This is a genomic window from Shewanella sp. MBTL60-112-B2 (assembly GCF_019655055.1).
Lineage (GTDB): Bacteria > Pseudomonadota > Gammaproteobacteria > Enterobacterales > Shewanellaceae > Shewanella.
This window is the reverse complement of the sequence record NZ_BPFA01000028.1, coordinates 17,694-41,240: the sequence shown is the minus strand read 5'-3', so window position 1 is coordinate 41,240 and position 23,547 is coordinate 17,694. Positions and strand designations below refer to the sequence as shown.

22 protein-coding genes are annotated in these 23,547 nt (G+C 43.7%); 8 read left to right on the top strand and 14 right to left on the bottom strand.

Annotation, left to right across the window (positions count from 1 at the left end; all coding sequences use genetic code 11):
• Positions 1-10: 10 nt before the first annotated feature.
• The 5 genes from purB to K5Q73_RS16270 form a co-directional block, all read right to left on the bottom strand.
• The gene (purB, locus tag K5Q73_RS16290) at positions 11-1,381 is read right to left on the bottom strand and encodes an adenylosuccinate lyase (protein WP_220761531.1); all 1,371 of its coding nucleotides are present in this window, start codon (positions 1,379-1,381) and stop codon (positions 11-13) included.
• Positions 1,382-1,412: 31 nt separating this feature from the next.
• Positions 1,413-2,030, bottom strand: a complete 618-nt coding sequence (hflD, locus tag K5Q73_RS16285) for a high frequency lysogenization protein HflD (RefSeq protein WP_220761524.1) — start codon at positions 2,028-2,030, stop codon at positions 1,413-1,415.
• Between the two features lie 3 nt (positions 2,031-2,033).
• On the bottom strand, positions 2,034-3,149 hold the full coding sequence (mnmA, locus tag K5Q73_RS16280) for a tRNA 2-thiouridine(34) synthase MnmA (protein WP_220761522.1): 1,116 nt from the start codon (positions 3,147-3,149) through the stop codon (positions 2,034-2,036).
• A 267-nt stretch (positions 3,150-3,416) separates the two neighbouring features.
• A complete protein-coding gene (locus K5Q73_RS16275) occupies positions 3,417-3,869 on the bottom strand; it encodes an NUDIX hydrolase (protein ID WP_220761520.1) in 453 nt (150 codons plus the stop codon).
• A 10-nt stretch (positions 3,870-3,879) separates the two neighbouring features.
• Positions 3,880-4,617 (bottom strand): rRNA large subunit pseudouridine synthase E, encoded by a 738-nt coding sequence (locus K5Q73_RS16270; protein ID WP_220761511.1) that lies wholly within the window; start codon positions 4,615-4,617, stop codon positions 3,880-3,882.
• A gap of 303 nt (positions 4,618-4,920) precedes the next feature.
• Here K5Q73_RS16270 and K5Q73_RS16265 point away from each other — a divergent pair, with 303 nt between their 5' ends.
• Positions 4,921-7,143, top strand: a complete 2,223-nt coding sequence (locus tag K5Q73_RS16265) for an NADP-dependent isocitrate dehydrogenase (RefSeq protein ID WP_220761509.1) — start codon at positions 4,921-4,923, stop codon at positions 7,141-7,143.
• A gap of 502 nt (positions 7,144-7,645) precedes the next feature.
• On the opposite strand, the gene cspD is transcribed toward K5Q73_RS16265, so the two are convergent.
• Entirely contained in the window at positions 7,646-7,852 is a 207-nt protein-coding gene (cspD, locus tag K5Q73_RS16260) for a cold shock domain-containing protein CspD (protein WP_012155761.1), read from the bottom strand.
• 239 nt (positions 7,853-8,091) lie between these two features.
• On the opposite strand from cspD, the gene clpS reads away from it, so the two are divergent.
• Together clpS and clpA are read left to right on the top strand one after the other, a co-directional pair.
• Complete coding sequence (clpS, locus tag K5Q73_RS16255) at positions 8,092-8,400, top strand: ATP-dependent Clp protease adapter ClpS (RefSeq protein WP_012155760.1); 309 nt, start codon at positions 8,092-8,094, stop codon at positions 8,398-8,400.
• Between the two features lie 38 nt (positions 8,401-8,438).
• A complete protein-coding gene (clpA, locus tag K5Q73_RS16250) occupies positions 8,439-10,697 on the top strand; it encodes an ATP-dependent Clp protease ATP-binding subunit ClpA (protein WP_220761507.1) in 2,259 nt (752 codons plus the stop codon).
• A 171-nt stretch (positions 10,698-10,868) separates the two neighbouring features.
• On the opposite strand, the gene infA is transcribed toward clpA, so the two are convergent.
• The 3 genes from infA to aat form a co-directional block, all read right to left on the bottom strand.
• The gene (gene infA / locus K5Q73_RS16245; protein WP_005500725.1) at positions 10,869-11,087 is read right to left on the bottom strand and encodes a translation initiation factor IF-1; all 219 of its coding nucleotides are present in this window, start codon (positions 11,085-11,087) and stop codon (positions 10,869-10,871) included.
• Between the two features lie 111 nt (positions 11,088-11,198).
• The gene (locus tag K5Q73_RS16240; RefSeq protein WP_220761505.1) at positions 11,199-11,924 is read right to left on the bottom strand and encodes an arginyltransferase; all 726 of its coding nucleotides are present in this window, start codon (positions 11,922-11,924) and stop codon (positions 11,199-11,201) included.
• Positions 11,914-12,624 carry a leucyl/phenylalanyl-tRNA--protein transferase gene (gene aat, locus K5Q73_RS16235; protein ID WP_220761503.1) on the bottom strand — a complete coding sequence of 237 codons (711 nt, stop codon included), beginning with the start codon at positions 12,622-12,624 and terminating at the stop codon, positions 11,914-11,916. Before aat ends, K5Q73_RS16240 begins: the two co-directional genes overlap by 11 nt.
• Before the next feature lie 54 nt (positions 12,625-12,678).
• Between aat and K5Q73_RS16230 the strand changes: the two genes are divergently transcribed.
• On the top strand, positions 12,679-13,155 hold the full coding sequence (locus tag K5Q73_RS16230) for a glycine zipper 2TM domain-containing protein (protein WP_220761501.1): 477 nt from the start codon (positions 12,679-12,681) through the stop codon (positions 13,153-13,155).
• Positions 13,156-13,251: 96 nt separating this feature from the next.
• Here the strand turns inward: K5Q73_RS16230 and K5Q73_RS16225 are convergent, their stop codons facing one another.
• Positions 13,252-13,914, bottom strand: a complete 663-nt coding sequence (locus K5Q73_RS16225; RefSeq protein ID WP_220761499.1) for a glutathione S-transferase — start codon at positions 13,912-13,914, stop codon at positions 13,252-13,254.
• A gap of 267 nt (positions 13,915-14,181) precedes the next feature.
• Between K5Q73_RS16225 and K5Q73_RS16220 the strand changes: the two genes are divergently transcribed.
• The 3 genes from K5Q73_RS16220 to K5Q73_RS16210 all read left to right on the top strand — a co-directional run bounded on the left by K5Q73_RS16220 (position 14,182) and on the right by K5Q73_RS16210 (position 17,276).
• Positions 14,182-15,165: a rhodanese-related sulfurtransferase gene (locus K5Q73_RS16220; protein WP_220761497.1), complete on the top strand. Its 984-nt coding sequence runs from the start codon at positions 14,182-14,184 to the stop codon at positions 15,163-15,165.
• Positions 15,166-15,324: 159 nt separating this feature from the next.
• The gene (gene yegD / locus K5Q73_RS16215; protein WP_220761495.1) at positions 15,325-16,692 is read left to right on the top strand and encodes a molecular chaperone; all 1,368 of its coding nucleotides are present in this window, start codon (positions 15,325-15,327) and stop codon (positions 16,690-16,692) included.
• An 89-nt stretch (positions 16,693-16,781) separates the two neighbouring features.
• Positions 16,782-17,276, top strand: coding sequence for a CreA family protein (locus tag K5Q73_RS16210; protein ID WP_259650755.1), 495 nt, complete (start codon positions 16,782-16,784; stop codon positions 17,274-17,276).
• A 96-nt stretch (positions 17,277-17,372) separates the two neighbouring features.
• Here K5Q73_RS16210 and K5Q73_RS16205 read toward each other — a convergent pair whose 3' ends face one another.
• The 4 genes from K5Q73_RS16205 to pdsR form a co-directional block, all read right to left on the bottom strand.
• Complete coding sequence (locus K5Q73_RS16205; RefSeq protein ID WP_259650754.1) at positions 17,373-17,945, bottom strand: type II secretion system protein; 573 nt, start codon at positions 17,943-17,945, stop codon at positions 17,373-17,375.
• A 176-nt stretch (positions 17,946-18,121) separates the two neighbouring features.
• Positions 18,122-19,300 carry a cystathionine beta-lyase gene (locus tag K5Q73_RS16200; RefSeq protein WP_220761491.1) on the bottom strand — a complete coding sequence of 393 codons (1,179 nt, stop codon included), beginning with the start codon at positions 19,298-19,300 and terminating at the stop codon, positions 18,122-18,124.
• A 227-nt stretch (positions 19,301-19,527) separates the two neighbouring features.
• On the bottom strand, positions 19,528-21,714 hold the full coding sequence (gene pdsS, locus K5Q73_RS16195; protein ID WP_220761489.1) for a proteobacterial dedicated sortase system histidine kinase: 2,187 nt from the start codon (positions 21,712-21,714) through the stop codon (positions 19,528-19,530).
• A gap of 85 nt (positions 21,715-21,799) precedes the next feature.
• Positions 21,800-22,492 (bottom strand): proteobacterial dedicated sortase system response regulator, encoded by a 693-nt coding sequence (pdsR, locus tag K5Q73_RS16190; RefSeq protein ID WP_220761487.1) that lies wholly within the window; start codon positions 22,490-22,492, stop codon positions 21,800-21,802.
• Between the two features lie 244 nt (positions 22,493-22,736).
• Between pdsR and pdsO the strand changes: the two genes are divergently transcribed.
• Positions 22,737-23,486: a sortase-associated OmpA-like protein PdsO gene (gene pdsO / locus K5Q73_RS16185; RefSeq protein ID WP_220761484.1), complete on the top strand. Its 750-nt coding sequence runs from the start codon at positions 22,737-22,739 to the stop codon at positions 23,484-23,486.
• Positions 23,487-23,547 lie beyond the last annotated feature (61 nt).

Here is a 23,547-nt window from a genome sequence, read left to right as displayed (position 1 = left end):
AAAAAGGTAATTAGTTTAACTCGTCAACAAACGCTTCTGCGCGGCCGATGTAGTTAGCAGGTGTCATCTTTTTAAGTTCAACTTTTACATCTTCTGGTAGTTCTAAACCATCGATGAATACAGCAAGTTGAGCACCGTCGATACGCTTACCACGAGTTAGCTCTTTAAGCTTCTCATATGGCTTTTCAATGCCATAACGACGCATAACAGTTTGTACTGGCTCAGCAAGTACTTCCCAGTTGCCATCAAGTTCTTTACGAAGTTGCTCTTCGTTAACTTCTAGCTTGCTGATCCCTTTCAATGTTGCTTGGTAAGCGATTAGAGAGTGAGCCATGCCCACACCTAAGTTACGTAGCACAGTTGAGTCAGTAAGGTCACGCTGCCAGCGAGAAACTGGAAGCTTAGCTGCAAGGTGCTGCATTAACGCGTTAGCAATACCTAAGTTACCTTCCGAGTTTTCGAAATCGATTGGGTTTACTTTATGTGGCATGGTTGAAGAACCAATTTCACCAGCAATGGTCTTTTGTTTAAAGTGACCCAGTGCGATGTAACCCCAAATATCACGGTCGAAATCGATCAAGATTGTGTTGAAACGCGCTAGGGCATCAAACAATTCTGCGATGTAATCGTGCGGCTCAATTTGAGTCGTGTATGGGTTCCAGTTAATGCCAAGGCTTGTCACGAAACGCTGTGACAGGGCATGCCAGTCAACTTCTGGATAAGCAGAGATGTGAGCGTTGTAGTTACCAACAGCGCCATTGATCTTACCCATGATTTCAACTTTAGATACTTGAGATAGCTGACGTTCTAAACGCACAGCCACGTTTGCCATCTCTTTACCTAATGTAGAAGGTGAAGCTGGTTGACCATGTGTACGAGACATCAAGGGTACTGATTTATGCTCGTGTGCTAATGCTTTAATCGCATCAACGACTTTTTGGCAATATGGCAAAACCACTTGGTCACGCGCTTCAGTTAGCATTAATGCGTGAGACAGGTTGTTGATATCTTCAGAAGTACATGCAAAGTGCACGAATTCGTCAATAGCCACTAGCTCAGCGTTATCGGCGATACGTTCTTTAATGAAGTATTCAACCGCTTTAACGTCATGGTTAGTTGTTGCTTCAATTTCTTTAACGCGTAGCGCATCGGCTTCGCTAAAGTTATCTTTAATTTGGTCAAGCAAAGCTAATGCAGCTTCGCTAAAAGGTGGAACTTCTTCAATTTCTGGGCTGCTAGAAAGTAGCTTTAGCCAGTTAATTTCGACTTGAACACGGTATTTGGTCAGGCCGTACTCGCTGAAAATCCCTCTTAATGAGGCGGTTTTACTACCATAACGACCGTCTACCGGAGAGATAGCAGTTAGTGCGGAAAGTTCCATTAGAAGCTCCTTGATGAACTTGACTTAAATATTATAGGGTGAGGCTTTTCATAGCTGTGTCTACTATTGTTTTTCTTGCAAAGACAAGGTGCCTACGCTTGCCTCCTAATTGACGCCATAGCACTGCGCTGCGCATGGCAGACAGTAAAAGAGCGCGAATTTTTTGTTGTGTTTGGGTACGCTTAAGAAACTCTGGATTACCTGAAATCTGCAGTTTGGGGCCAAGTTCACTGATTATGTCGCTATAAATACCAGCAAAGTTGGCAATCACTTGCTCATCGGTGATCTCAAAGTGATTCAGTTGACGATGAATTTGGTTGATGCGTTCGCTCAGCATGCCCATTGCGTTCGATGAGCGAGTCAATTTGCGCTCTAATGCTAAAATACCCACTAAATAGCGAGTGACCTCAACATCTTTTTGCTTGGCGTCACCAAGCTGGCTAACAATTAGCTCATAACCTTTTCTAAGTGCAAATTTGTCAGCATAGACATCACTTGTCGACTCAGGGTTAGTGACTAAAACAGATTGCAGGCTTGCAGCTAAGGCTTCTTTGTCTGAGTCACCGTGTCTTGCAATATACTGAACTTGGGCCACTGCTTGTAAAATACCAGCAAAGGCCATAGTGCGTTCAAACAGCTGATCACTCATTAATTAATCTCTTATTAGTGCGTCAATAATGCCGCCACCTAGGCAGATTTCACCATCATAAAAAACAGCCGATTGACCAGGTGTTACAGCAGCTACAGGCTCGTCAAAAATAACGCGCAGTACATCATCGTTGTCGTAGGTGACACGACACGGTACATCTTGCTGGCGATAACGAGTCTTAACAGTGATGTTTGAACCGTCTGCTGGGCCTTTGCGGTCAACCCAATGTAGCTGATTAGCCACTAAGCCATTTGACATTAGGCGAGGGTGGTTGCCACCTTGGCCAACAATCAATACGTTACGTACTAGGTCTTTTTCAACCACGTACCAAGGGTCTTCATTGCTGTTTTTAAGACCGCCAATACCAAGACCCTTGCGTTGGCCAAGAGTGTGGTACATCAAGCCCTGGTGTGTACCAATGACTTCGCCTTCGCTGGTTTCGATATTACCAGGCTGTGCCGGTAAAAAGGTTTGCAAGAAATCAGTAAACTTACGCTCACCGATAAAGCAAATACCGGTACTGTCTTTCTTATCGTGGGTGATTAGGCCCATCTCTTTAGCAATTTCGCGAACTTCGCTCTTATCGAGTTCACCAACTGGGAACAATGAGCGAGCAACCTGCTCGTAGCCTAAAGTATATAAGAAGTAGCTTTGGTCTTTGTTACCATCAACGCCACGCAGCATTTGGCTGGTACCGTCTATGTCGCGGCGGCGCACATAGTGGCCCATTGCAATGAAATCTGCGTCTAAGATCTCATCTGCAAACTCAAGGAAAGCTTTAAACTTAATCTCTTTGTTACACATGATATCTGGGTTTGGTGTGCGGCCAGCTTTGTACTCAGCCAAGAAGTATTCGAACACGTTGTCCCAATATTCTGAAGCGAAGTTAACTGTGTGCAGCTTAATGCCTAGTTTGTCGCATACAGCTTGTGCATCTTTAAGATCGTCAGCTGCCGCGCAATATTCATCCGTGTCATCTTCTTCCCAGTTCTTCATGAACAGGCCTTCAACCTGGTAACCCTGTTTCATTAACAGGTAGGCTGAAACTGATGAATCAACACCACCGGACATGCCGACGATGACTTTTTTACCAAGATGAGTGGGTTCGATTGACGTCATAAATCCTAAAAAAACCTTGTGTTTACTGAATATTGCTGCGAATCGGTATCTCAACGAATGGGATTTACAATCGAGATACATAGTTCAAGCCGCGGCTTTCTGCGGGTGCATATTCTATCATGCATTATGAGGCTGGGCTATCTAGCGAGTATTTATCTTTTGGCTTTATTCGCATAGGGATGATGACTAGAGTTGAATATTCATCCATGCAGTCAAATCAGTGGGGGGGATTTATGTTGCGCGTTAAGATGTTAAGTCAGTATAAATTTACAAATACTCATCATTTAGAATGCTCAATGGGTAATGGTTTCCAGCTAAATAATCGGTAATGGATTTGAGCACTAATGGACTCCTCAATTGAGGTGATACGGCGACAATTTCAGCTAATGTAAGCCACTTCAGAGCTTGTATCACCGGGTCTTCAGGTTGAGACGCTAATTGCTTGTCTAGTTTGAGATAGAAAGTGTAACGAACAAAAGCAAGTGTTTCACTGGCACTAAACTGATATATCCCCACCACACCTTGTGGCTCGATACTCAGTCCTGTTTCCTCTTTTACTTCACGAATACAGGCATTGATAATCGATTCATTGGCTTCAATATGGCCGGCAGGTTGATTGTATTGGGTTTCACCTTCAATAACCTCTTCGACTAATAGAAACCTTCCTTGGGCTTCAATCACGCAGGCAACAGTGGTGTTGGGTTTATAGCGCTCTGTCATGGCTTGTTACTCACACAGGTTTGTTTTTCATATCAAGTTGACGATAGTCACCATTTTGTAGGTCATCTAGACTCCATTGACCTATTTTATAGCGGATTAATCTTAATGTAGGGAAGCCGATATGGGCGGTCATACGTCTTACTTGACGATTTCTACCTTCACAGATCTGTATTTCTAACCAAGTAGTTGGGATATTAGCGCGCTCACGAATAGGAGGCGTTCTGTCCCAGATCTCGGGCTTGTGCATAATGTTTATTTGGGCTGGTAGCGTCATGCCGTCTTTTAGCTCAACACCTTGACGTAGTTTTTCAAGATCTGCTTCAGTCGGCTTACCTTCAACTTGTGCCCAATAAGTTTTATAGGTTTTCTTCTTGGGTTCGGTTATTTGTGACTGCAACTTGCCGTCATTAGTCAGTAACAATAATCCTTCACTGTCTCTATCTAAACGGCCTGCAGCGTAAACCCCAGGAATTGGGATAAAGTCTTTGAGAGTTTTACGGCCTTGTTCATCGGTGAACTGGCAAAGCACATCAAAAGGCTTGTTAAATAGCACTATGACTGGGTTGGCAACCGTTTTGGGTTTTGCCCTAGTCTTGTTATCAACTCGATTATGAGGCTTGCTGCTTCTTGCCTGAGCTTTTGCGCTTCCAGCCAGCTTGTTGCCGGCAGCGTTGCCGAAGCCGGTCGACTTATTGCTTTTGCTGGTTGATTTATTACTGTTTCTTGTTTTTGAAAATGGCTGTGTCACGCTGGAATACTTTTAATCTTTGAGTGATTTATATCTATTGTACTGTGCATTGGCTATTAGTGGAATTTGAATCTTGCGCGGAATGTTTTATGATGTCGGCAAATTTAAAAGTGTGATCTGTGGTTGGTTATTTCAATTTGCGTGATGTGCGCGAATAATGCCGCTGGCTTATTACCCACAAGATCGCATAAATTATCATTAGCAATTCAAAGTGATAACTCAACACCGTTACAGTTTTTTAATCGTGAAACTAGAAAATAATTATTATAAAAATCTTAAATTTAAATCAAAGTAGGACACAAAATGAACGATAAGACATCAACGATCATCTATACCGAAACGGATGAAGCACCAGCATTAGCGACACTTTCTTTGTTGCCTATTATTCAAAAGTTCACTCAGACCGCAGGCGTCGATGTAGAAACCCGCGATATCTCACTTTCTGGTCGTGTGATTGCTAACTTTCCTGAGAAGCTAACTGACGAGCAACGCATTAACGATGCACTTGCAGAACTGGGTGAGCTAGCTAAGAAGCCTGAAGCTAACATTATCAAGCTGCCTAACATCAGTGCGTCAATCCCACAGCTTAAAGCCTGTATTTTAGAGCTGCAGAATAAAGGGTACGACATTCCTAACTATCCTGATGAGCCTGCAAACGAAGCTGAAAAAGAGATCCAAGCGCGTTACGACAAGATTAAAGGTAGTGCGGTTAACCCTGTGCTACGAGAAGGTAACTCAGATCGACGTGCGCCAGGCTCAGTAAAGAAGTTTGCACAAAAGAACCCGCATTCAATGGGTAAGTGGTTGTCTGACTCTAAGTCACACGTTGCACATATGAGCGAAGGTGATTTTTACGGTAGCGAAAAATCCGTTACTGTTGCCGATGCTGGCAGCGTATCAATAGTACTGAATAAAGCCGATGGTTCAGAGCAAGTATTGCGCGGTGCAATTGCATTGCAAGCAGGTGAGGTGATTGACTCAGCTGTGATGAGCAAAAAGGCGTTGATTGAGTTTTATGAGCGTGAAACTAAGCTGGCTAAAGAGCAGGATGTTTTATTGTCCTTGCACTTAAAAGCGACCATGATGAAAGTGTCAGATCCAATCCTTTTTGGTCACGCAGTTAAAGTTTACTACAAAGATGTTTTTGCTAAGCATGGCGAGCTGTTTGAACAGCTAGGTGTTGATGTAAACAACGGTCTGGGTGATGTCTACGCTAAAATTGCCACATTACCGGCGGATCAAAAAGCGGCCATCGAGGCTGACTTAGCGGCTGTATATAGCACTCAAGCAGAATTGGCGATGGTTGATTCAGATCGTGGCATTACTAACTTACACGTACCAAGTGATGTGATCATCGATGCATCAATGCCTGCTGCTATTCGTACTTCAGGTCAGATGTGGGGCCCTGATGGCCAGTTAAAAGACATGAAAGCGATGATCCCAGATCGTTGTTATGCAGGTGTTTATCAGGAAACTATCGATTTTTGTATCAATAATGGCGCGTTCGATCCGAGCACCATGGGCAGCGTACCAAACGTAGGCCTCATGGCGCAAAAAGCCGAAGAATACGGTAGCCACGATAAGACATTTGAAATTGCTGCAGCTGGCACGGTTAATGTAGTTGACCAAAATGGCAATGTTCTTATGTCGCACAATGTAGAAGTTGGCGATATTTTCAGAATGTGTCAGGTTAAAGATGCGCCTATCCGTGACTGGGTAAAGCTTGCGGTTAACCGTTCGCGCCTATCAAATACGCCTGCGGTATTTTGGTTAGATGCGTCTCGTGCACATGACGCTGAAATCATTAATAAAGTAGAGCTTTACCTTAAAGATCACGATACAAGCGGCCTTGAGCTGCACATCATGTCGCCAGTTGATGCCACACGTTTCACTCTGGATCGCGTGAAAGCGGGTAAAGATACCATTTCGGTAACGGGTAACGTTTTACGTGACTACCTAACGGATCTATTCCCAATTTTAGAGCTTGGTACTAGTGCTAAAATGCTATCTATTGTGCCGCTAATGAATGGTGGTGGATTATTTGAAACTGGTGCTGGTGGTAGTGCACCTAAGCACGTGCAACAGGTAGAAAAAGAAGGTCACCTGCGTTGGGACTCTCTGGGTGAGTTCTTAGCACTAGGCGCTTCTTTAGAGCACTTAAGCCAAACGACTAACAATGCTAAAGCGCAGGTTCTTGCTGATACGCTAGATTTGGCTATTGGTCAATTCCTAGATAGCAACAAGTCGCCTTCACGCCGTGTGGGTGAACTAGATAACCGTGGCAGTCATTTCTATCTTGCGATGTACTGGGCACAAGCTTTAGTGGCTCAAACTAACGACGCTGCTCTTCAAGCTGAGTTTGCTCAACTTGCAGAGTCGTTAACTAGCAATGAAGCTAAGATTATTGGCGAGCTAAATGGTGTACAAGGCCCAGCTGTTGATTTGGGCGGTTATTTTCGTTTAGATGCAGCTAAAGCGTCAGTTGCAATGCGTCCAAGTGCTACGTTAAATGCAATAGTTGGTTAAACCAATTATTAATCATATTTGTTTAAGCCTTGGTAGTTTGATATCGCAAGCTTAAGTTACCGATAGCAATTTGATTGCGTTATTTAAAGGCCTGCTAAATGCAGGCCTTTTTGTTTTTTGAAGTGAGTCAATGCAAAGCTGAAGTGCAATGCTTGAGAGCTTCACCCTGGGTGGCTGATGTTTAAAGAAGCTGTTTAAAGCAAGTGGTAAAGCACTGCATGCTGCGCCTGAAATTTTCGATATACGGCTAAAAGGAGTTAGGAAGTAGGGCGAACCCAGAACCCTGAAACTAGAGCTGAGAACAACTATTCGCTGCAAGTTCCCAGCTTGCCTTCAGCGCTTTGAATTCCACTGAATGAACAGACTTATAATGCAATTGGTATAAACAAAAAAAAGCAGAGTAGCTTTTGCTACTCTGCTTTTGTGTCTTTATCGCAACATAAACCAATCTAAATAAGTATTTAAACTTTTACTTATGTAGCTGGGTTTATCTAATTTTATTTTAGTTCGTTGGCGATATTGCTGACGCGTGCATACCTTTTGGACCTGCTTCTACCTCAAAACTGACTGGTTGGCCTGCTTTTAGCGTTCGATAGCCTTCCATTTCAATGGTAGAATAGTGTGCAAAAACATCTTCACCGCCAGCATCAGGGCATATAAACCCGAATCCTTTGGCGTTGTTGAACCATTTAACAGTTCCGCTTGCCATACTTCCACTTCCTTCTGTTGTCCACTTCCCAGTAAGATAGTAAAACTTATCAGCGGGGAAACTCCTCGCTTAATGAACAGAATGAAAGCTGAATAAGTGGTTGTCAAGATAAAGTTAACAAAAAAGCAACATTTTTTAACAAGTCGTACCTGATGAAAATTTGGTAGGATTTGTTCAACAAACAGACTGAGTTACATAATCAATTGGTACAAGCCAAAACTAGAGGCTAATATTGGGATATGAGTAGAACAGAAAATATCGAACACGTAGAAGAAAGCGTTGAATCTGAACTTAAACAGCCTTCTATGTATAAAGTGATTTTAAACAATGATGATTATACACCGATGGATTTTGTCATTGAGATTTTACAGCTATTTTTTAAGAAAGACGAACAACAAGCAACGGAAATCATGTTGGCAATTCACCACAAAGGCAAAGGAATTTGCGGTATTTACCCTTTTGGAATTGCAGAAACTAAGGTTGCCCAAGTAAATCAATTTGCAAGACAAAACCAACATCCGTTACTGTGTTCATTAGAGGAAGCCTAAATCTGGCTGATTCTGTAGTATTTTTTTAGGGGGTGCTTATGTTAAATAAAGATCTTGAAGTCACCTTAAATCTGGCTTTTCAGCAAGCCAGAGATGCACGTCATGAGTACATGACGGTTGAGCATCTATTGTTGGCATTAATCGATAACCCAGCCGCACAAGAGGCGTTAGTTGCTTGCGGAGCAAATTTAGAGAAATTAAGAAATGAAGTCTCTAGCTTCATTCAACAAACCACGCCAATTATTTCCGATCCAGAAGACGAGAAAGAGACGCAGCCGACACTCGGTTTTCAACGCGTTCTGCAAAGGGCGGTATTTCATGTGCAGTCATCAGGCCGCAATGAGGTTACCGGTGCCAATGTCTTAGTCGCCATTTTCAGTGAGCAAGAGTCGCAAGCGGTTTACCTTCTTCGAACCGGCGATGTAACCCGTTTAGATGTGGTCAACTTTATTTCCCATGGTTTTTCGAAAAACGACATCGATAACGATCCAGAGCAAAGCCGTATCGAAGATCAAACTGAGAGCGAAGAAGAGCGCAGTATCTTGTCTCAGTTTACCGCTAATTTAAATGAGCTAGCTAAAAACGGCAGTATTGACCCGCTTATTGGCCGTAGTGAAGAGATTGAACGCTCGATTCAAATTCTTTGTCGACGCCGTAAGAATAACCCGCTGCTTGTGGGTGAGGCTGGGGTGGGAAAAACTGCCATTGCTGAAGGCTTAGCTTATCGCATCGTTAAACAAGAAGTGCCGGAAGTGATGAGTGAAGCGACAGTTTATTCGCTCGACTTAGGTGCTCTGCTTGCTGGTACCAAGTACCGCGGTGATTTTGAGAAGCGCTTTAAAGGCTTACTCAAAGAATTAGCAAATGACGAGCATGCGATTTTATTTATCGATGAAATCCATACCATTATCGGTGCTGGTTCAGCTTCAGGTGGTGTCATGGACGCCTCTAATTTGCTTAAACCATTGTTGTCAGGTGGTAAGCTTCGCTGCATGGGCTCGACTACGTTCCAAGAGTACCAAAGTATTTTTGAGAAGGATCGAGCGCTAGCACGCCGTTTTCAGAAGGTGGATATTAACGAGCCGTCAGTTGCTGAGACCACTAAGATTTTACAAGGTCTTAAGTCAAAGTATGAAGAGCACCATAATGTGCGTTATACCATGGCGGCATTAAGCGTAGCGGCAAGGTTATCTGATAAGCATATCAACGATAGACACTTGCCTGACAAAGCTATTGATGTGATAGACGAAGCAGGCGCGCGAATGGCTATGCAGCCAGCGAGCAAGCGTAAGAAGACAATTGGCCAAGCGGAAATCGAGTCGATTATCGCTAAGATGGCTCGTATACCTGAGAAGTCCGTATCGAGCTCTGACAAGGATATGCTTAAAAACCTTGAGCGTAACCTTAAAATGGTGGTGTTTGGCCAAGACCAGGCGATTGAGGGGCTTAGTTCGGCTATTCGCTTGTCTCGAAGCGGTCTAGGTGGTGAGCATAAGCCTGTAGGTAGCTTCTTGTTTGCCGGTCCAACCGGTGTGGGTAAAACAGAGGTGACCAGTCAGCTGGCTAAGTGTTTAAGCTTGAACCTCGTGCGGTTCGATATGTCGGAATACATGGAAAGCCATACGGTCTCACGTTTGATCGGTGCGCCTCCAGGTTATGTTGGCTATGACCAAGGTGGCCTATTAACTGACGCTGTGATTAAGAATCCACATTGTGTGGTGCTGCTCGATGAGATAGAAAAAGCGCATCCTGATGTGTATAACTTGCTACTGCAGGTAATGGATCACGGTACCCTGACCGATAATAACGGCCGTAAAGCTGACTTTAGACATGTCACCTTAGTGATGACAACTAACGCCGGTGTACAGGAGACCATTCGTAAGTCGATTGGCTTTAAGCAGCAAGATCATACTCAAGACGCTTTGTCGGAAATCAATAAGGTGTTTTCACCTGAGTTCCGTAACCGACTCGACTCGATTATCTGGTTCAACCATCTCGATATGACTGTCATAGCGAAAGTAGTCGATAAGTTCTTAGTTGAGCTACAAGCGCAACTTGATGATAAGTCTGTGACGCTTGATGTTAGCGATGAAGCTAGAACGCTACTCGCAGAGAAAGGCTACGATAAATCGATGGGCGCACGTCCGATGGCGCGCGTAGTTACTGAGCTTATCAAGCGACCATTGGCTGATGAGATTTTATTCGGCGAGCTAGAGAAGGGCGGTACTGCCCGAGTCGACGCCAAGGGTGATGAGATTGTGATCACCACTGAGTCTTTAGAGAAAGTGGCGCACTAAGCTTAAGAGAGGTTACTGAGTCGATAAGTGATAGTCTCGCTGTTACTTATTGGCTCCAACCCTGCAAACTCAATCACTGTCCTTTTAAGGATAAAGAGTTAGCTTGCAAATAACAGACAACAAAAAGCCGGCATTGCCGGCTTTTTTCTATACGTTATATTGGCTAATAACTTAGCGTGAACGGAAGACGATGCGTCCTTTGCTCAAATCGTAAGGTGTCAGCTGAACCGTTACCTTGTCACCCGTTAAAATACGGATGTAGTTTTTACGCATTTTTCCTGAAATGTGTGCAGTTACAACGTGCCCATTTTCAAGTTCTACACGAAACATTGTATTTGGCAAGGTTTCAAGGATTGTGCCTTGCATTTCAATGTTGTCTTCTTTCGCCATTAATCAGTTATCCTGTTAGCCTTCAAATAATAAAACGGGCACATCATGCCGCAAAATCACGCTACTGTAAAGCAAAGTTATCCATATCAACCTATACAGAGCCGTTGTGACTCAATCTGCTATGTTTTTAATCGCAATCTGAGAAACCCAACCCGATTGTGTCAAAATTTGGTGGGGACGATAGTCACGTTTGTAGTTCATTTTTCTCGACTCATCAATTTGATAGCCGAGGTATAAAAAACGTTTCTGCATCATTTTAGTTATCTGAGTTTGCAGTAAAATAAGTAAGCTGCCTAATGAGCGTTTTTCTAATTCCGGCGCAAAATAACTATAGATTGCCGATAGGCTGTGAGGGAGCACATCGGTCACGGCAACGCCCACCAGCTCCTCCCCTTGTCTTAACTCAATAAACAGAGGTTGCAACCAGCTTGCTGTTGCAAAACTATCGTATTGCTCAGGAGTTGCAGGGTACATAGGACCGTCAGCATGCCGGGTGTTGACGTAACGTTCATAAAGCTCATATTGCTGCGGTGTTTTATGGTCAACAATTTTCCAGCTCAGATCTTGATTCTTCTTTAATGTTCTTTTCTGCCTTTTGGAGAGTTTAAATTCGTCCATATCCAGCCTGATGGGGAGGCATGCACTACACTGAGGGCATTGTGGCTTGTAGATCATACTGCCGCTGCGACGAAACCCAAGAGCAAGTAGCTGCTCGAATAAGCCGATATCGATAACGTCTTCTTGTAAAACCATCAGCTGTTCTTGTTGCTCTTCTAAATAACTACAAGGGAAGGTCTTGGTTCTGCCGACGGTGACGGGTCTAGATTTAGAGTTCAAGGATTACCTCGGATTTGCGCCAGCTATCAGGATTCACTGTTCCATCCCTGAGATGGGCCAATAGCTTGAGAAAATCATCACGCTTAATGGATTTAGCACCAAGACTGTCCAAGTGTGGATTGACCACTTGGGCGTCTATCAGCTTAAAGCCACAGCGCTGTAAATGTTGCTGTAATACGATCATAGCAGCTTTAGAGGCGTTCGTAGCGCGATGAAACATGGATTCGCCACAAAAAACTTGCCCAATAGCTAAACCGTACAGACCGCCGATTAACTCATTATCTTGCCAAACTTCAAGAGAGTGGGCGTGGCCTTGGTGATGCAGAGCTAGATAAGCTTGCTGGATTTCATTTGAGATCCAAGTGCCATCTTGACCAGCTCTTGGCTCGGCGCAGCCTGCAGTGACGGCTTCAAAATTATGATTAATCGTATAAGTCCAACTCTGTTTTTTTAGGTATTTCACTAAACTGCGGCTTATTTTCATATTGCCGGGCACAAACACTGCACGGGGATCAGGAGACCACCACAGGATAGGATCATCGAGATTAAACCAAGGGAAAATACCGTTGTAATAGGCGTTTAATAGGCGCTCTGGATGAAGGTCTCCGCCAACGGCCAACAAGCCATTTGGTTCAGTTAAGGCTTGTTCTGGCGGTGGGAAAGCTTGCTGTGCGTGATTTAAATAGGACAGTGAGTTCACAATTGAGTAAGATTAATTAATATACTTATCCTTAAAGTTAGCGGAAAAAGTCTTATGTTGAAACATCATCTTATTGTTTTCATGGTTATCTGTTTATTTTTTGGTATGCAGAGCGCGTTTGCTGCACCCTATGATCGTAATCAGGCTGTTCCTGTTGAGAAGGTGGAGTTCGGTCAAGTCGTCTCTGTACGTAATATTACTCAAAAGCAACTGGTTGAAGATCGTAATACCGGTTGGAAAACCTTTGGTGGTGCACTCATTGGCGGAGTTATTGGTCATCAATTTGGTGGCGGCTCAGGTCAAGATGTTGCAACAGTTTTAGGGGCTTTATTGGGGGCCAGAGTCGGAAATACTTATGGCGACAGCTCTTATTATCAAGAGTTACGCTTAGTAGAAATGATGATCACTTTAGACACAGGCGAGCAAGTGATGGTGATCCAAGATTTAGACCCCGGCATGGTGTTTAATGTTAATGATGATGTTAGAGTGGTCTATTTACAAGGTTTTGTAAGAGTCGATAGACAGATGTAATGAGTAGCAAACAATTGAAATAGCCGCATAACGCGGCTTTTTTTCTCAGCCCTAAACCACCTACTTCAGTTGGTGGATCCTCTAGCTCTATGTACTTTAAACCGCGATGCTCCCACCAAACTCAAAGCTCTCTGCACTTTCAAGCCAGGTAGGATACTTTTGCATGATGGCTTTGAAATAATCACTTTCGATATGCTGTTTTAGCCAGCGCTGAACGTTAAGGTAGGCACTATTGTCGAACCAGAGCTTATCTACAGAGGCGAACTGACGGACAAACGGAAAGATGGCATAGTCAGCGATAGAGGGCTGACTTCCCATCAACTGTACTTGTTTTGATAATAGGCTTTCAAGCTGCGCGATAAATTGTTCGCCTTGCTGACGGTAATATTGCTCGCTGTGCTCTGGGTGTCTGTCGGCATATTTATATTTATCTAACCAAGGTTTAAAGCTGTGATCATTGGTATTAATCAGGGCTTGGGCTATCTCTTGTTTTTCAGGACTACCATTAAGTAATAAGTTTTGAGGATCATTATTAAGTAATGCCCAGCACATGATCTCTATACTCTCTTCAATCACACTCCCATCTTGCAAAATAAGCACAGGCACAGTGCCTTTTGGTGAGGCTTTGAGCATGGCATCTGGCTTATGTTTAAGCACTATCTCTCTAAGGCTAACGCTTTGGCCTGATAATAAAATTCCGAGTCTTGCACGCATTGCATAGGGGCAACGTCTGAATGAATAGAGTGTAGGCAGAGACATATTGTGATCTTTTCTAGCTGTATTATGTCACTATTTTCAACGCTTAATTGTTAAATAACAATCATTAATATTAATTCTATGGCGTGAATTTGTGGCTTTTGAGTTGTTTTAATTGCCCATTGCTGAGTAACCCTACTTTTTGTCCCTGTTTGTGTTTGTGTGATCCATGTAGACTTTGCGCTGAATTTTGTATGCTGGAGCAGCTTTTGTCTACCAGCGATAATTGCACTGAAGGTTAAGCTTCAGCTAGCCGTAAAAGGGAAAGATATGTCAAAAGTTGTTGTGTGCGCCATGTATAAGTTTGTCACTTTGGCAGAATTTGAAAAGTTACAGGCTCCGTTACTAAAAGTAATGGAAGCATCAGGGGTAAAAGGCTCATTACTTATAGCGCAAGAAGGCATTAACGGTACCGTCGCAGGCACACAATCCGCCATCGATGAATTATTAGCTTGGTTAGCGGCCCAGCCAGGACTCGATAACATTGTCTATAAGCTGTCGTTTGATGATGAAATGCCGTTTTACCGCACTAAGGTAAAACTGAAGAAAGAAATTGTCACCATGGGAGTCGAAGGCATAGATCCTAAAAAGGTGGTCGGTACCTATGTTAAGCCAAAAGACTGGAATAAACTGATTTCCGATCCTGAAGTACTGCTTGTTGATACTCGTAACGATTATGAAGTACAAATTGGTACCTTTAAAGATGCACTAGACCCAAAAACAAAGACATTTCGGGAGTTTCCTGACTACGTGAAGCAAAACCTGGATCCTGCCAAGCATAAGAAAGTGGCTATGTTTTGCACAGGTGGTATCCGCTGTGAAAAATCAACGGCTTATTTGAAAGAACAGGGATTTGATGATGTTTACCATCTTGAAGGCGGGATCTTAAAGTATCTAGAAGAGGTCAAGCAGGAAGAGAGTCTGTGGCAGGGCGAGTGTTTTGTATTTGATAACCGCGTCGCCGTTGACCATAACTTAGAAAAAGGCCAGTACGCTCAATGTAATGCTTGCCGTATGCCGATCACCGCCGATGAAATGGCGTCACAGGCCTTTGTTCAAGGGGTCAGTTGTCCCCACTGCATTGATAATATCAGTGAAAAACAGCGTCAACGCTTTATTGAACGTGAGCGTCAAGTTCAGTTATCTAAGCAACGTGGTGAAGCGCATATTGGTAGCGATGTGAGTCAAGTAATAGAGACCCGCAGAGCCAAGAAAGAGCAGCTTAAAAAAGCGCAGAATGACAAGCGCGGATAAGCTTTCAAATTAACCAATTTAGATGATGGCTTAACCCGTTAGGATACACATCATTAAAGGCAGCCTATGGCTGCTTTTTTTTATTTCTAAAAGGCACTTTTTACTCGGGTCTGACTGTGTTATTTTGCACGGCTTTTTTACGCTTTAAAGGATAAGGGAATGTTTGTAGGTTTTGACTACGGTAGTGCAAACTGCGCTATTGGTGTGGTGGAAGGCAGTGATGTGCGCTTGGTACCCTTATCTGGTGATTCTAAGTATTTAAGTTCAACGCTGTATGCGATGGATAGAGAGCTAATTGCCGAGGCGGTATTAAATCAGTTACCGCAAGAGCAAAAAGTGGAGTACGCCCGAGCGCGCGCCGCTCAGTTAAGTCGAGCGCAAGCTGCACGTCGTGATCTGGATTTACTGCCTAATGAGCAGGCAGTATTTGTGGGCGAGCAGGCTATCGAAGCCTATTTAGATATGCCTGACGAAGGGTTTTATGTACGCTCTCCGAAATCTTTCCTTGGCGCAACCGGGCTAAGAGAGAGTCAAATAGCGCTATTTGAAGATATCGTCACTTTAATGATGATGCATATTAAGAAACAGGCTGAAAGCAACTTTTCAGCCGCGCAGAAGATCACCCATGCGGTTATTGGCCGTCCGGTTAACTTCCAAGGCATAGGTGGTGAGCAGAGCAATCAGCAGGCTGAGGCCATTTTGTCTCTTGCTGCTAGTCGTGCGGGCTTTACCGAAGTCGATTTCTTATTTGAGCCTCTAGCTGCTGGTATGGATTATGAAGCTTCATTAGATGAAAACGTTACCGTGCTGGTGGTGGATGTTGGTGGTGGTACTACTGACTGCTCTATGGTAAAAATGGGGCCAAACCATATAGATAACCGTGACCGCAGTGCTGACTTTCTAGGCCATAGTGGTCAACGCATTGGTGGTAATGACTTAGATATCGCATTATCTATGGCTTCATTTATGCCGCATCTTGGCCTAGGTAGCCTTATGGTTAACCAATTGCCAGTGCCAAGCAAACCCTTTTGGAACGCGGTTGCAGTCAACGACATTAGTGCACAGCGAGACTTTAGCGCCTTGGCGTCGAAGAAGTTGATCGAAGACCTAATCAAAGATGCCCAAAAGCCTGAGCTTATTCAGCGTTTGCTTAAAGTTCAAAAAGAGCAGTTAGGCTATAAATTGGTGCGCAGCGCAGAACAGAGTAAGATTGCACTGTCTAGTGACGCTAATGTGGATACGTCACTGGAATATATCCATGGTGGGTTGCATGCTAGGGTGAGCGAAGAAGATTTTGAAAACGCTATAACTATACCGCTATCAAAAGTTGAAGCTTTGATGCGAGAAGCCCTTGAGCAAGCTGGTGTGATGCCTGATCGGATCTATGTAACTGGTGGTACGGCGAGAAGTCCGGCTATATATAAACGTATTTCAGGCTTGTTCCCAGAAATCCCAATTGTTGTCGGCGATCACTTCGGTAGTGTGACAGCGGGTTTAACCCGTTGGGCGCAAAGAGTGTTTGCTTAACCCTTTATTATTTAAATATTGGTGATTTAAATAATTTTGATTGACACATTTTAATCTTACTATTGGCTCAATACCTTAAGGAAATGAATATGACTAGGTTAACTAAAAAGTGCGTTGCAGGTATTGGTTTATCTCTACTGCTGGCACTCGGTCTTAGTGGTTGCGGCGATGATGTGGGCAAGGTGAGTTTAGGCTTATTTACCACCAAGGATGTGATTATTGATGCTAGGCACGATCCTAAGATCCCTGGCGTAACTTGTCATATCAGCCGTATTGAAGCGGATTTAAGTCTTGCAGACCCATCGGATATGAGTATCTCTTGTCGCCAAACAGGGCCAATAACAGCGGCTGAAATCGCTAATATTGATAAGAGTAAAAATGGTGAGGTGGTATTTAAGGAGTCTTTAAGTATTTTGTTTAAATCACTTAAGGTGCGCCGAATTTACGATGCTAAAAACCAAACATTACTATATCTGTCTTATTCGACTAAAGAGACCAATGGTAGCCATAAACATGCACTCTCGACAGTGCCACTCTATGGTACACAGGCTTGGGTAGCGGGTGGGGCAGTTAATAATCACTAAAGCTTATTAATTCAAATCTTGTAGACTAAATCAGGTCAGAATATAGAAAGGGCGGATCATATTCGCCCTTTTTGCTATCTGATTTACTGCTTATAATTATTCACGAATAAGCGCTGTAGCAGTGCCTGCAACGGAGTCGTAAACAATTTTGATATCGGCTTGCTGGCGGCCTTTAGTATCACCGAGCGTACGCAGAACATAGGTACATTGAGTCTGACCATCAGGATTAACGTCGGCCTGATGACGATAGGCTTGAAAATCGCTAATAGAATTTTCATTCGACAGTGCCACAGAGGCAGGTTCCTGTTGCAGTGTATTCCAAAGATCAACGCAGCCTTGCTCACCTTTCCCAATATTCTTAGGTTGACCCATTGGATTATTTTTATCTATGCCCAATGGGTAGCCATAGCTATTCATGTCCAGTTTTCCGCCGGCAAAATCAGGAAGATCGTTAAAGGCACCGTTGCCAGTAACAAGCTGCCATTTTGTATGGGAAAAAATCAAAGACTGTTCAAATGCCGCCGCAATTGCTTTCACCCGTGAAATTTCGGCGTCACGCTTTAAATCGACATATTTAGCGGCAGCAATGACAGCTAATATACCAAGTACAATGATCACGATAACGAGTTCGATTAAGGTGAAGCCTTTGGAGGATGTGACGCGCTGCATTGAAAACATTCTCTAGAGTATGAAGGAACGTTTTTAATGATAGAGTATTTATACTAACAGCTAAACTAAAAGATCATTACCAGTATAAAAAAACAGGCCGACAAATATGTCGGCCTGTTTAGCTTCTTCTGGATAAAACCTTTTTTACAATGGCTTACCCTTTAAAATTTCGAAGGTTAACGATTCAAGACCTGATTGTAACGCTCAAAAGCAGCATCGAGATCGGCTATTAAGTCATCCACATTCTCAAGACCAATGTGCAATCGGATGAGTGGCTTGCTGCTGTCCCACTGGGTTGCAGTGCGCAGCTTGTCGATACCGAATACTCCTAAGATCAGGCTTTCATAGCCACCCCAAGAGAAGCCCATTTTAAAGTGCTGCATATTTTCAACAAATGCGGTAACGGATCTGACATCGCCTTGCTTTAATACAAATGAGAACAAACCATTTGAGGCACTAAAGTCGCGGTTAAAGAATTCATGACCCGGGCAAGACTCAAAAGCCGGGTGACGCAAATGGTCCACCTCTGCTCGGCTATTTAGCCAATTAGCAACTTTAAGCGCATTTTGCTCATGCTGAGCTAAACGAATACCTAAGGTTCTCAGGCCGCGACTTGCAAGGTAAACATCATCGGGAGAGGTGCACTGTCCAAGTAGGTAGCTGTTTTCTCTAAGTTGCTCCCAGTGTTTCTCATTGGCTGTTGCCGTCCCCATCATCACATCAGAATGGCCAACAATGTACTTTGTCGCGGCTTGGATGGAGATATCGACGCCCATTTCAAATGGACGAGAGTTAATAGGTGACGCCCAGGTATTATCGAGCATGACCATGATATCATGCTGGTGGGCGATACGACTCAGGGTAGGCACGTCTTGCACTTCCATGGTAATAGAACCTGGAGACTCTAAAAATAACACTTTAGTGTTGGGCTGGATTAATGCCTCGATACCATCACCTATCATAGGGTCGTAATAAGTGGTTTCGATACCGTAGCCTGCCAGTAACTTATCACACAGGTCACGGGTTGGTTCGTAGGCACTATCAACCATTAGTAGGTGATCGCCTGATTTTAAGAAAGACAGCAGGCTGTTGCTGATAGCAGCACTACCCGATGGATATAAGGCCGTACCTACACCGCCTTCTAGCTCGGCGATGGCAGCTTGAAAGGCAAAGTGGGTCGGTCCGCCGCGGCGGCCATAGAACATCTCGCCATTTGCCTTGTTCTTTGCGGCAAAGCGCATATCTTCAATGGTATCGAATACCATGGTTGAAGCGCGGTAAACCGGTGGGTTAATTACCCCTTGAGTCCATTTTTTATCACGGCCAAGACTGATTATTTGGGTTTCTTTTTTCATAGGGCGAATTCCATCAGTTTTAATTTTTAGCCATCTTAACATCTAAATGGCTAAAATGAAGTGTCTATCATAACAAGTGTTTATCTTTTCAAGATCAATTTCGATGACAGTCTCAATTGGTTGTTTTGATTGTTGTTTTAATTAGTGTTTCAATTGATTGTAATCGTGATTTTTAGGCTCATTTAATAAGGTGCATTTTCTGGAGTATTAAAGATATTACCTTAAAGTCATGACAGGCTCTCTTTACTTAAAGGCAGTCTAATTTTAATTTCTACACCGCTGATCTCACCTGACTTATCTTGCAAGTTACGAGCAGTGATCTGGCCTTGATGGAACTGGCTAATCAGCCTAGCAATATACAGGCCTAGTCCCAAATGAGGCTTGTCTTGTATCTTTTGCGGGCGCACCGAAACCATAGACTCGAAAATTTGTTCAGCCATATTTTCAGGTAGGGCAGGACCTTGATTACTGATCCTAAGCTCGGCAAATTTACTCTTTACCTTGAGTGACACATTAATTGGTGTGTGCTGATGGCTAAACTCTAATGCGTTAGCAACCAGTTTATCCATGAGTTGGGCGATATATTCTGGAACCCCAAGAATGGGAGTTTCTTCGTTGATAATATCTAAACTGAAGCTTTGTTGCGGATAGGTCATCTGATAGCCTTGCATGCAGCCACTGACCACTTTCTCTAAAGGAAAAACGCTTCTTTCCGCATGAGAAAGACTCTCTTCTAAGCGAGTTGCTTCGCTCATATTATTTAAGATCATATTGAGACGGTTAACCCCTTCTTGTGCCCGGTCAACATATTTTCGCGTATCAGGATTAAGCTCTTGTAGTCCAAGGTGTTCTAGCGATGAGCGTACTACGGCAACGGGGGTACGCAGCTCGTGAGACAAGCGCGATGACATATTCTCTAAATAATGAGTATATTGGCTCAAGCGGCTAACAATGCTGGCGAAACTTCGTGACAGATCGCCAATTTCATCACGCACCTTGGAACCCTGAATTTCATTCTTAATCCGCCCCTGACTGTCGATTGCTTGTTCGGCTTCATCGCGCAGTTTTCGAATACGGCTAGAGATGTTGGAAGCAAAGAAGAATAGCGCCAAGGTGCCCATACTCATGATGGTTAAAATCACATTGAACAGCTTTTCTAAGGCTTTGTTTCTTAGGGTTCTAATGCCGTGAGTGGTTTCTTCAGCAATGACTACGCCCATCACCTTGTCATCAATCCAAATAGGGCTTGCAGCTGCAAGCACTACGGCTTTGTTGTCTGGAGTTAATCGCCAGGTTGACCCTTGCTCGCCATTGAGTGCTTTAGATATATGGCTGCCTTGCAGTACGGTTGAATCTTGCAAAGAGTCGATAAAATCTTTGGCCGGAGTGGTGAGGATTTTGTAATAAAGCGGATGAAGGTACTCTTGCTTAAATTTCTCCCAAGTGGAGTTATTGTGTTTTTCTATGGTTGAGCGTGACCAAACACTGTTGTCTGAACGAATATCACCAGACTTTGCCAGTACTCTACCATGTTTATCCACCACCCAAATACGAGAGCTATTATGACTCATGCCTTTAATGATGCTTTCAATTTCAGGTGAGGGCACCAGTACGGTCCCCAGCTTGCTGACATCATCGATAGCCGAGGTGCCAACAATGGCATCGAGTGTACGTGTTTTGTTGTCGTTGACGTCATAAACCGCAAAACCAAGCTTACTGCCTACCATATCGAGTGGCATACGCAGCTCGACATTATAACCTCGTTTACTCTTGGTCCATTTACCTTGAATTTTGACTTCAGGGGTTACAGGTTTGGTTAGGCTCGGATCTTCAGGAAGTTCGAAGGCACTGATCCAACCATCTTGGGTTGTGGCGATAATATAACGGCGGAACATACCATCGGGGGCGAGAGTTGCGATGGCGATATGATCGTTTTTATCTATTCTAAGGCTATTTTTACCGCGGTAGATCACTTGCGGATCATTGACTTCGAAAAAACCATAGAGATATCCCGCGTATTTGCCCACCATATGGTTAAAACTTAGAGCGAGTGGCTGGCTTTCATCGCGTTTATAGATCTGATAGTCATCAGCGTAGTTAAGTACGCGATGGCGATAACTGTTCCAGTCTGCCAGTTTGCCATCGAGCTGAATAGGGCCTGAAAGCGGGTAGGCATAAAGATCGCGGCCTTTTTCGACCTGAGTTAGAAAGCTGGCTTGGCTGTCGAATAGTTTGGGTCTCTCGTGCAGCGCAGTTGCTAATGCTTGTGTAGTGCCCTCTAAAGTTTTTTCTTGGCCGTGACGTAGGTACTTTTCCATCTCCCATACGTATTGATACCCCAGCCAAGGAAGGCAGAGTAGAAACAGGGATAAAACCGCGACTTTAGCGCGAAGACCTATGGGCAAATTGAACATGGATAAATGTTTTACCTAACTTATGCTTAATTGATGTGACTAAATTTGTGTGAATCAAATGGGCTCTCTGTTGCATAGCAGAGAGCTAACTGTGTGAATCCCAGCGATAGCCCATGCCATAGACGGTATCGATACAGTTAAAGTTCGCATCTTGTGCGATAAACTTCTTTCGAATTCGTTTTACATGGGAAGTAATGGTCGAATCATCGACAAAGATTTTCGCTTCCTGCATCAGCTCCTGACGCTGGCGTACATGGCCTGGGCGTTTAGCCAGTGCGTGTACCATCCAAAACTCGGTAACAGTTAGCTCAATTTGTACCGCATTCCAACACACCCGCATACGATTAACATCTATGGTGAGAAGTCCATGCTCAATAATCTGATTGTCATCGCTGTCTGCATTTTTAAGATCGGAGCGCCTAAATAGTGCGGCAAGTCGAGCGATAAGATGAGGAAAGCTAACATCTTTACTCAAATAATCATCGGCACCCAGTCTAAGGCCACAAACGGTGTCGAAGTCGCTATCGCGAGCGGTTAAGAAAATAATCGGCAAAGTACTCGACATGGCTCTTAGGGATTGGCACAAGGTAAAACCGCCATCGATTTCATTTTCAAGACCGATATCAATAATCGCTAGATCCGGCAGACGAGTATTAAACGCCAACATAGCTTCAGGGCGATTGGCGTAGGCCTGTACACAATAACCTTGTTGCTGCAAAACCTCTTTGTAGTTCTCTCTAATCGCAGCTTCATCTTCTACTATGGCAATTCGTTTCATGACTTCTTGTATTTGGTTTTAACTGTCTAATTGATTGTGACTATACAGCAATTTAAGTGCGTTTAAAGATGCGGGCAGCGATTGCCATTTTGTTGCCACAATTGATATTCAATTTGCCACTTTTGCTCCCCTTAAAAGCCATTTCACTCGGGTTTAATAGCCTCATCGAATAGATACAAATTATTAAACCAAATTATGGCGATTAATTACGCCAATTGAATAGCGACATAAAAGGGAACGACTTATGAAAAAGCAACTTATCTCAACTCTAGTTATCGGCGCCTTAATGCTTTCTACTCCAGCCTCTGCTGAGCAAGTGGTCGAGACTGAGCGTAGTCATAACGAAGAGTTAATCGGTTTGAGCTCAGGCATAGTTATAGGCGCGGTAGTTGGTGGACCTGTTGGAGCGATTATCGGTGCCTTTACCGGAACCTTACTGGGCAAGTCAGTGGGTGACGATGACGCCTTACAATCGCAGCAAGCGATGTTAATAGAGCAAGAGCAGCAACTTGTTACGTTAAACCAAGAAAATACCTCGTTGGTTGAACTCTCTGATCAATATGAGCAGGCGCAGCAGCAACTGACCACGCTAAAGATGGCGCAGGAACAGAAACTAACCGAATTGGCACTAGGCCTTAATGTTCAATTTAAAACAGGCTCATCAATAATTGAACCGCACTTTCAACAACAGCTTAATGATATTGCCTACGCCATGTCGTTATCGCCTGAGTTAACGCTAGATCTCACAGGTTACGCTGACCGCAGAGGTGATGGTGATTACAACCAAGCCTTGTCAGAGCAGCGCGTTGCAGAAGTTAAAAACTATTTAACAGAGCAGGGCGTTGCAGAAGAGCGATTACGTAACCAAGCCTTTGGCGACTCTTCGCCATTGATGGCTGAGCAAAACTTCGAAAACGACTTCTTCGATCGTCGAGTGACATTAAAGCTACAAAACCAAAACAGTTCACTGGCTGCTAACGCGACTAATCAGTAATGCAAACCAATAAATCAAATTGAGCCGTGGTTAGTTAAGCGTAATAACAAAAGAGGAGTAA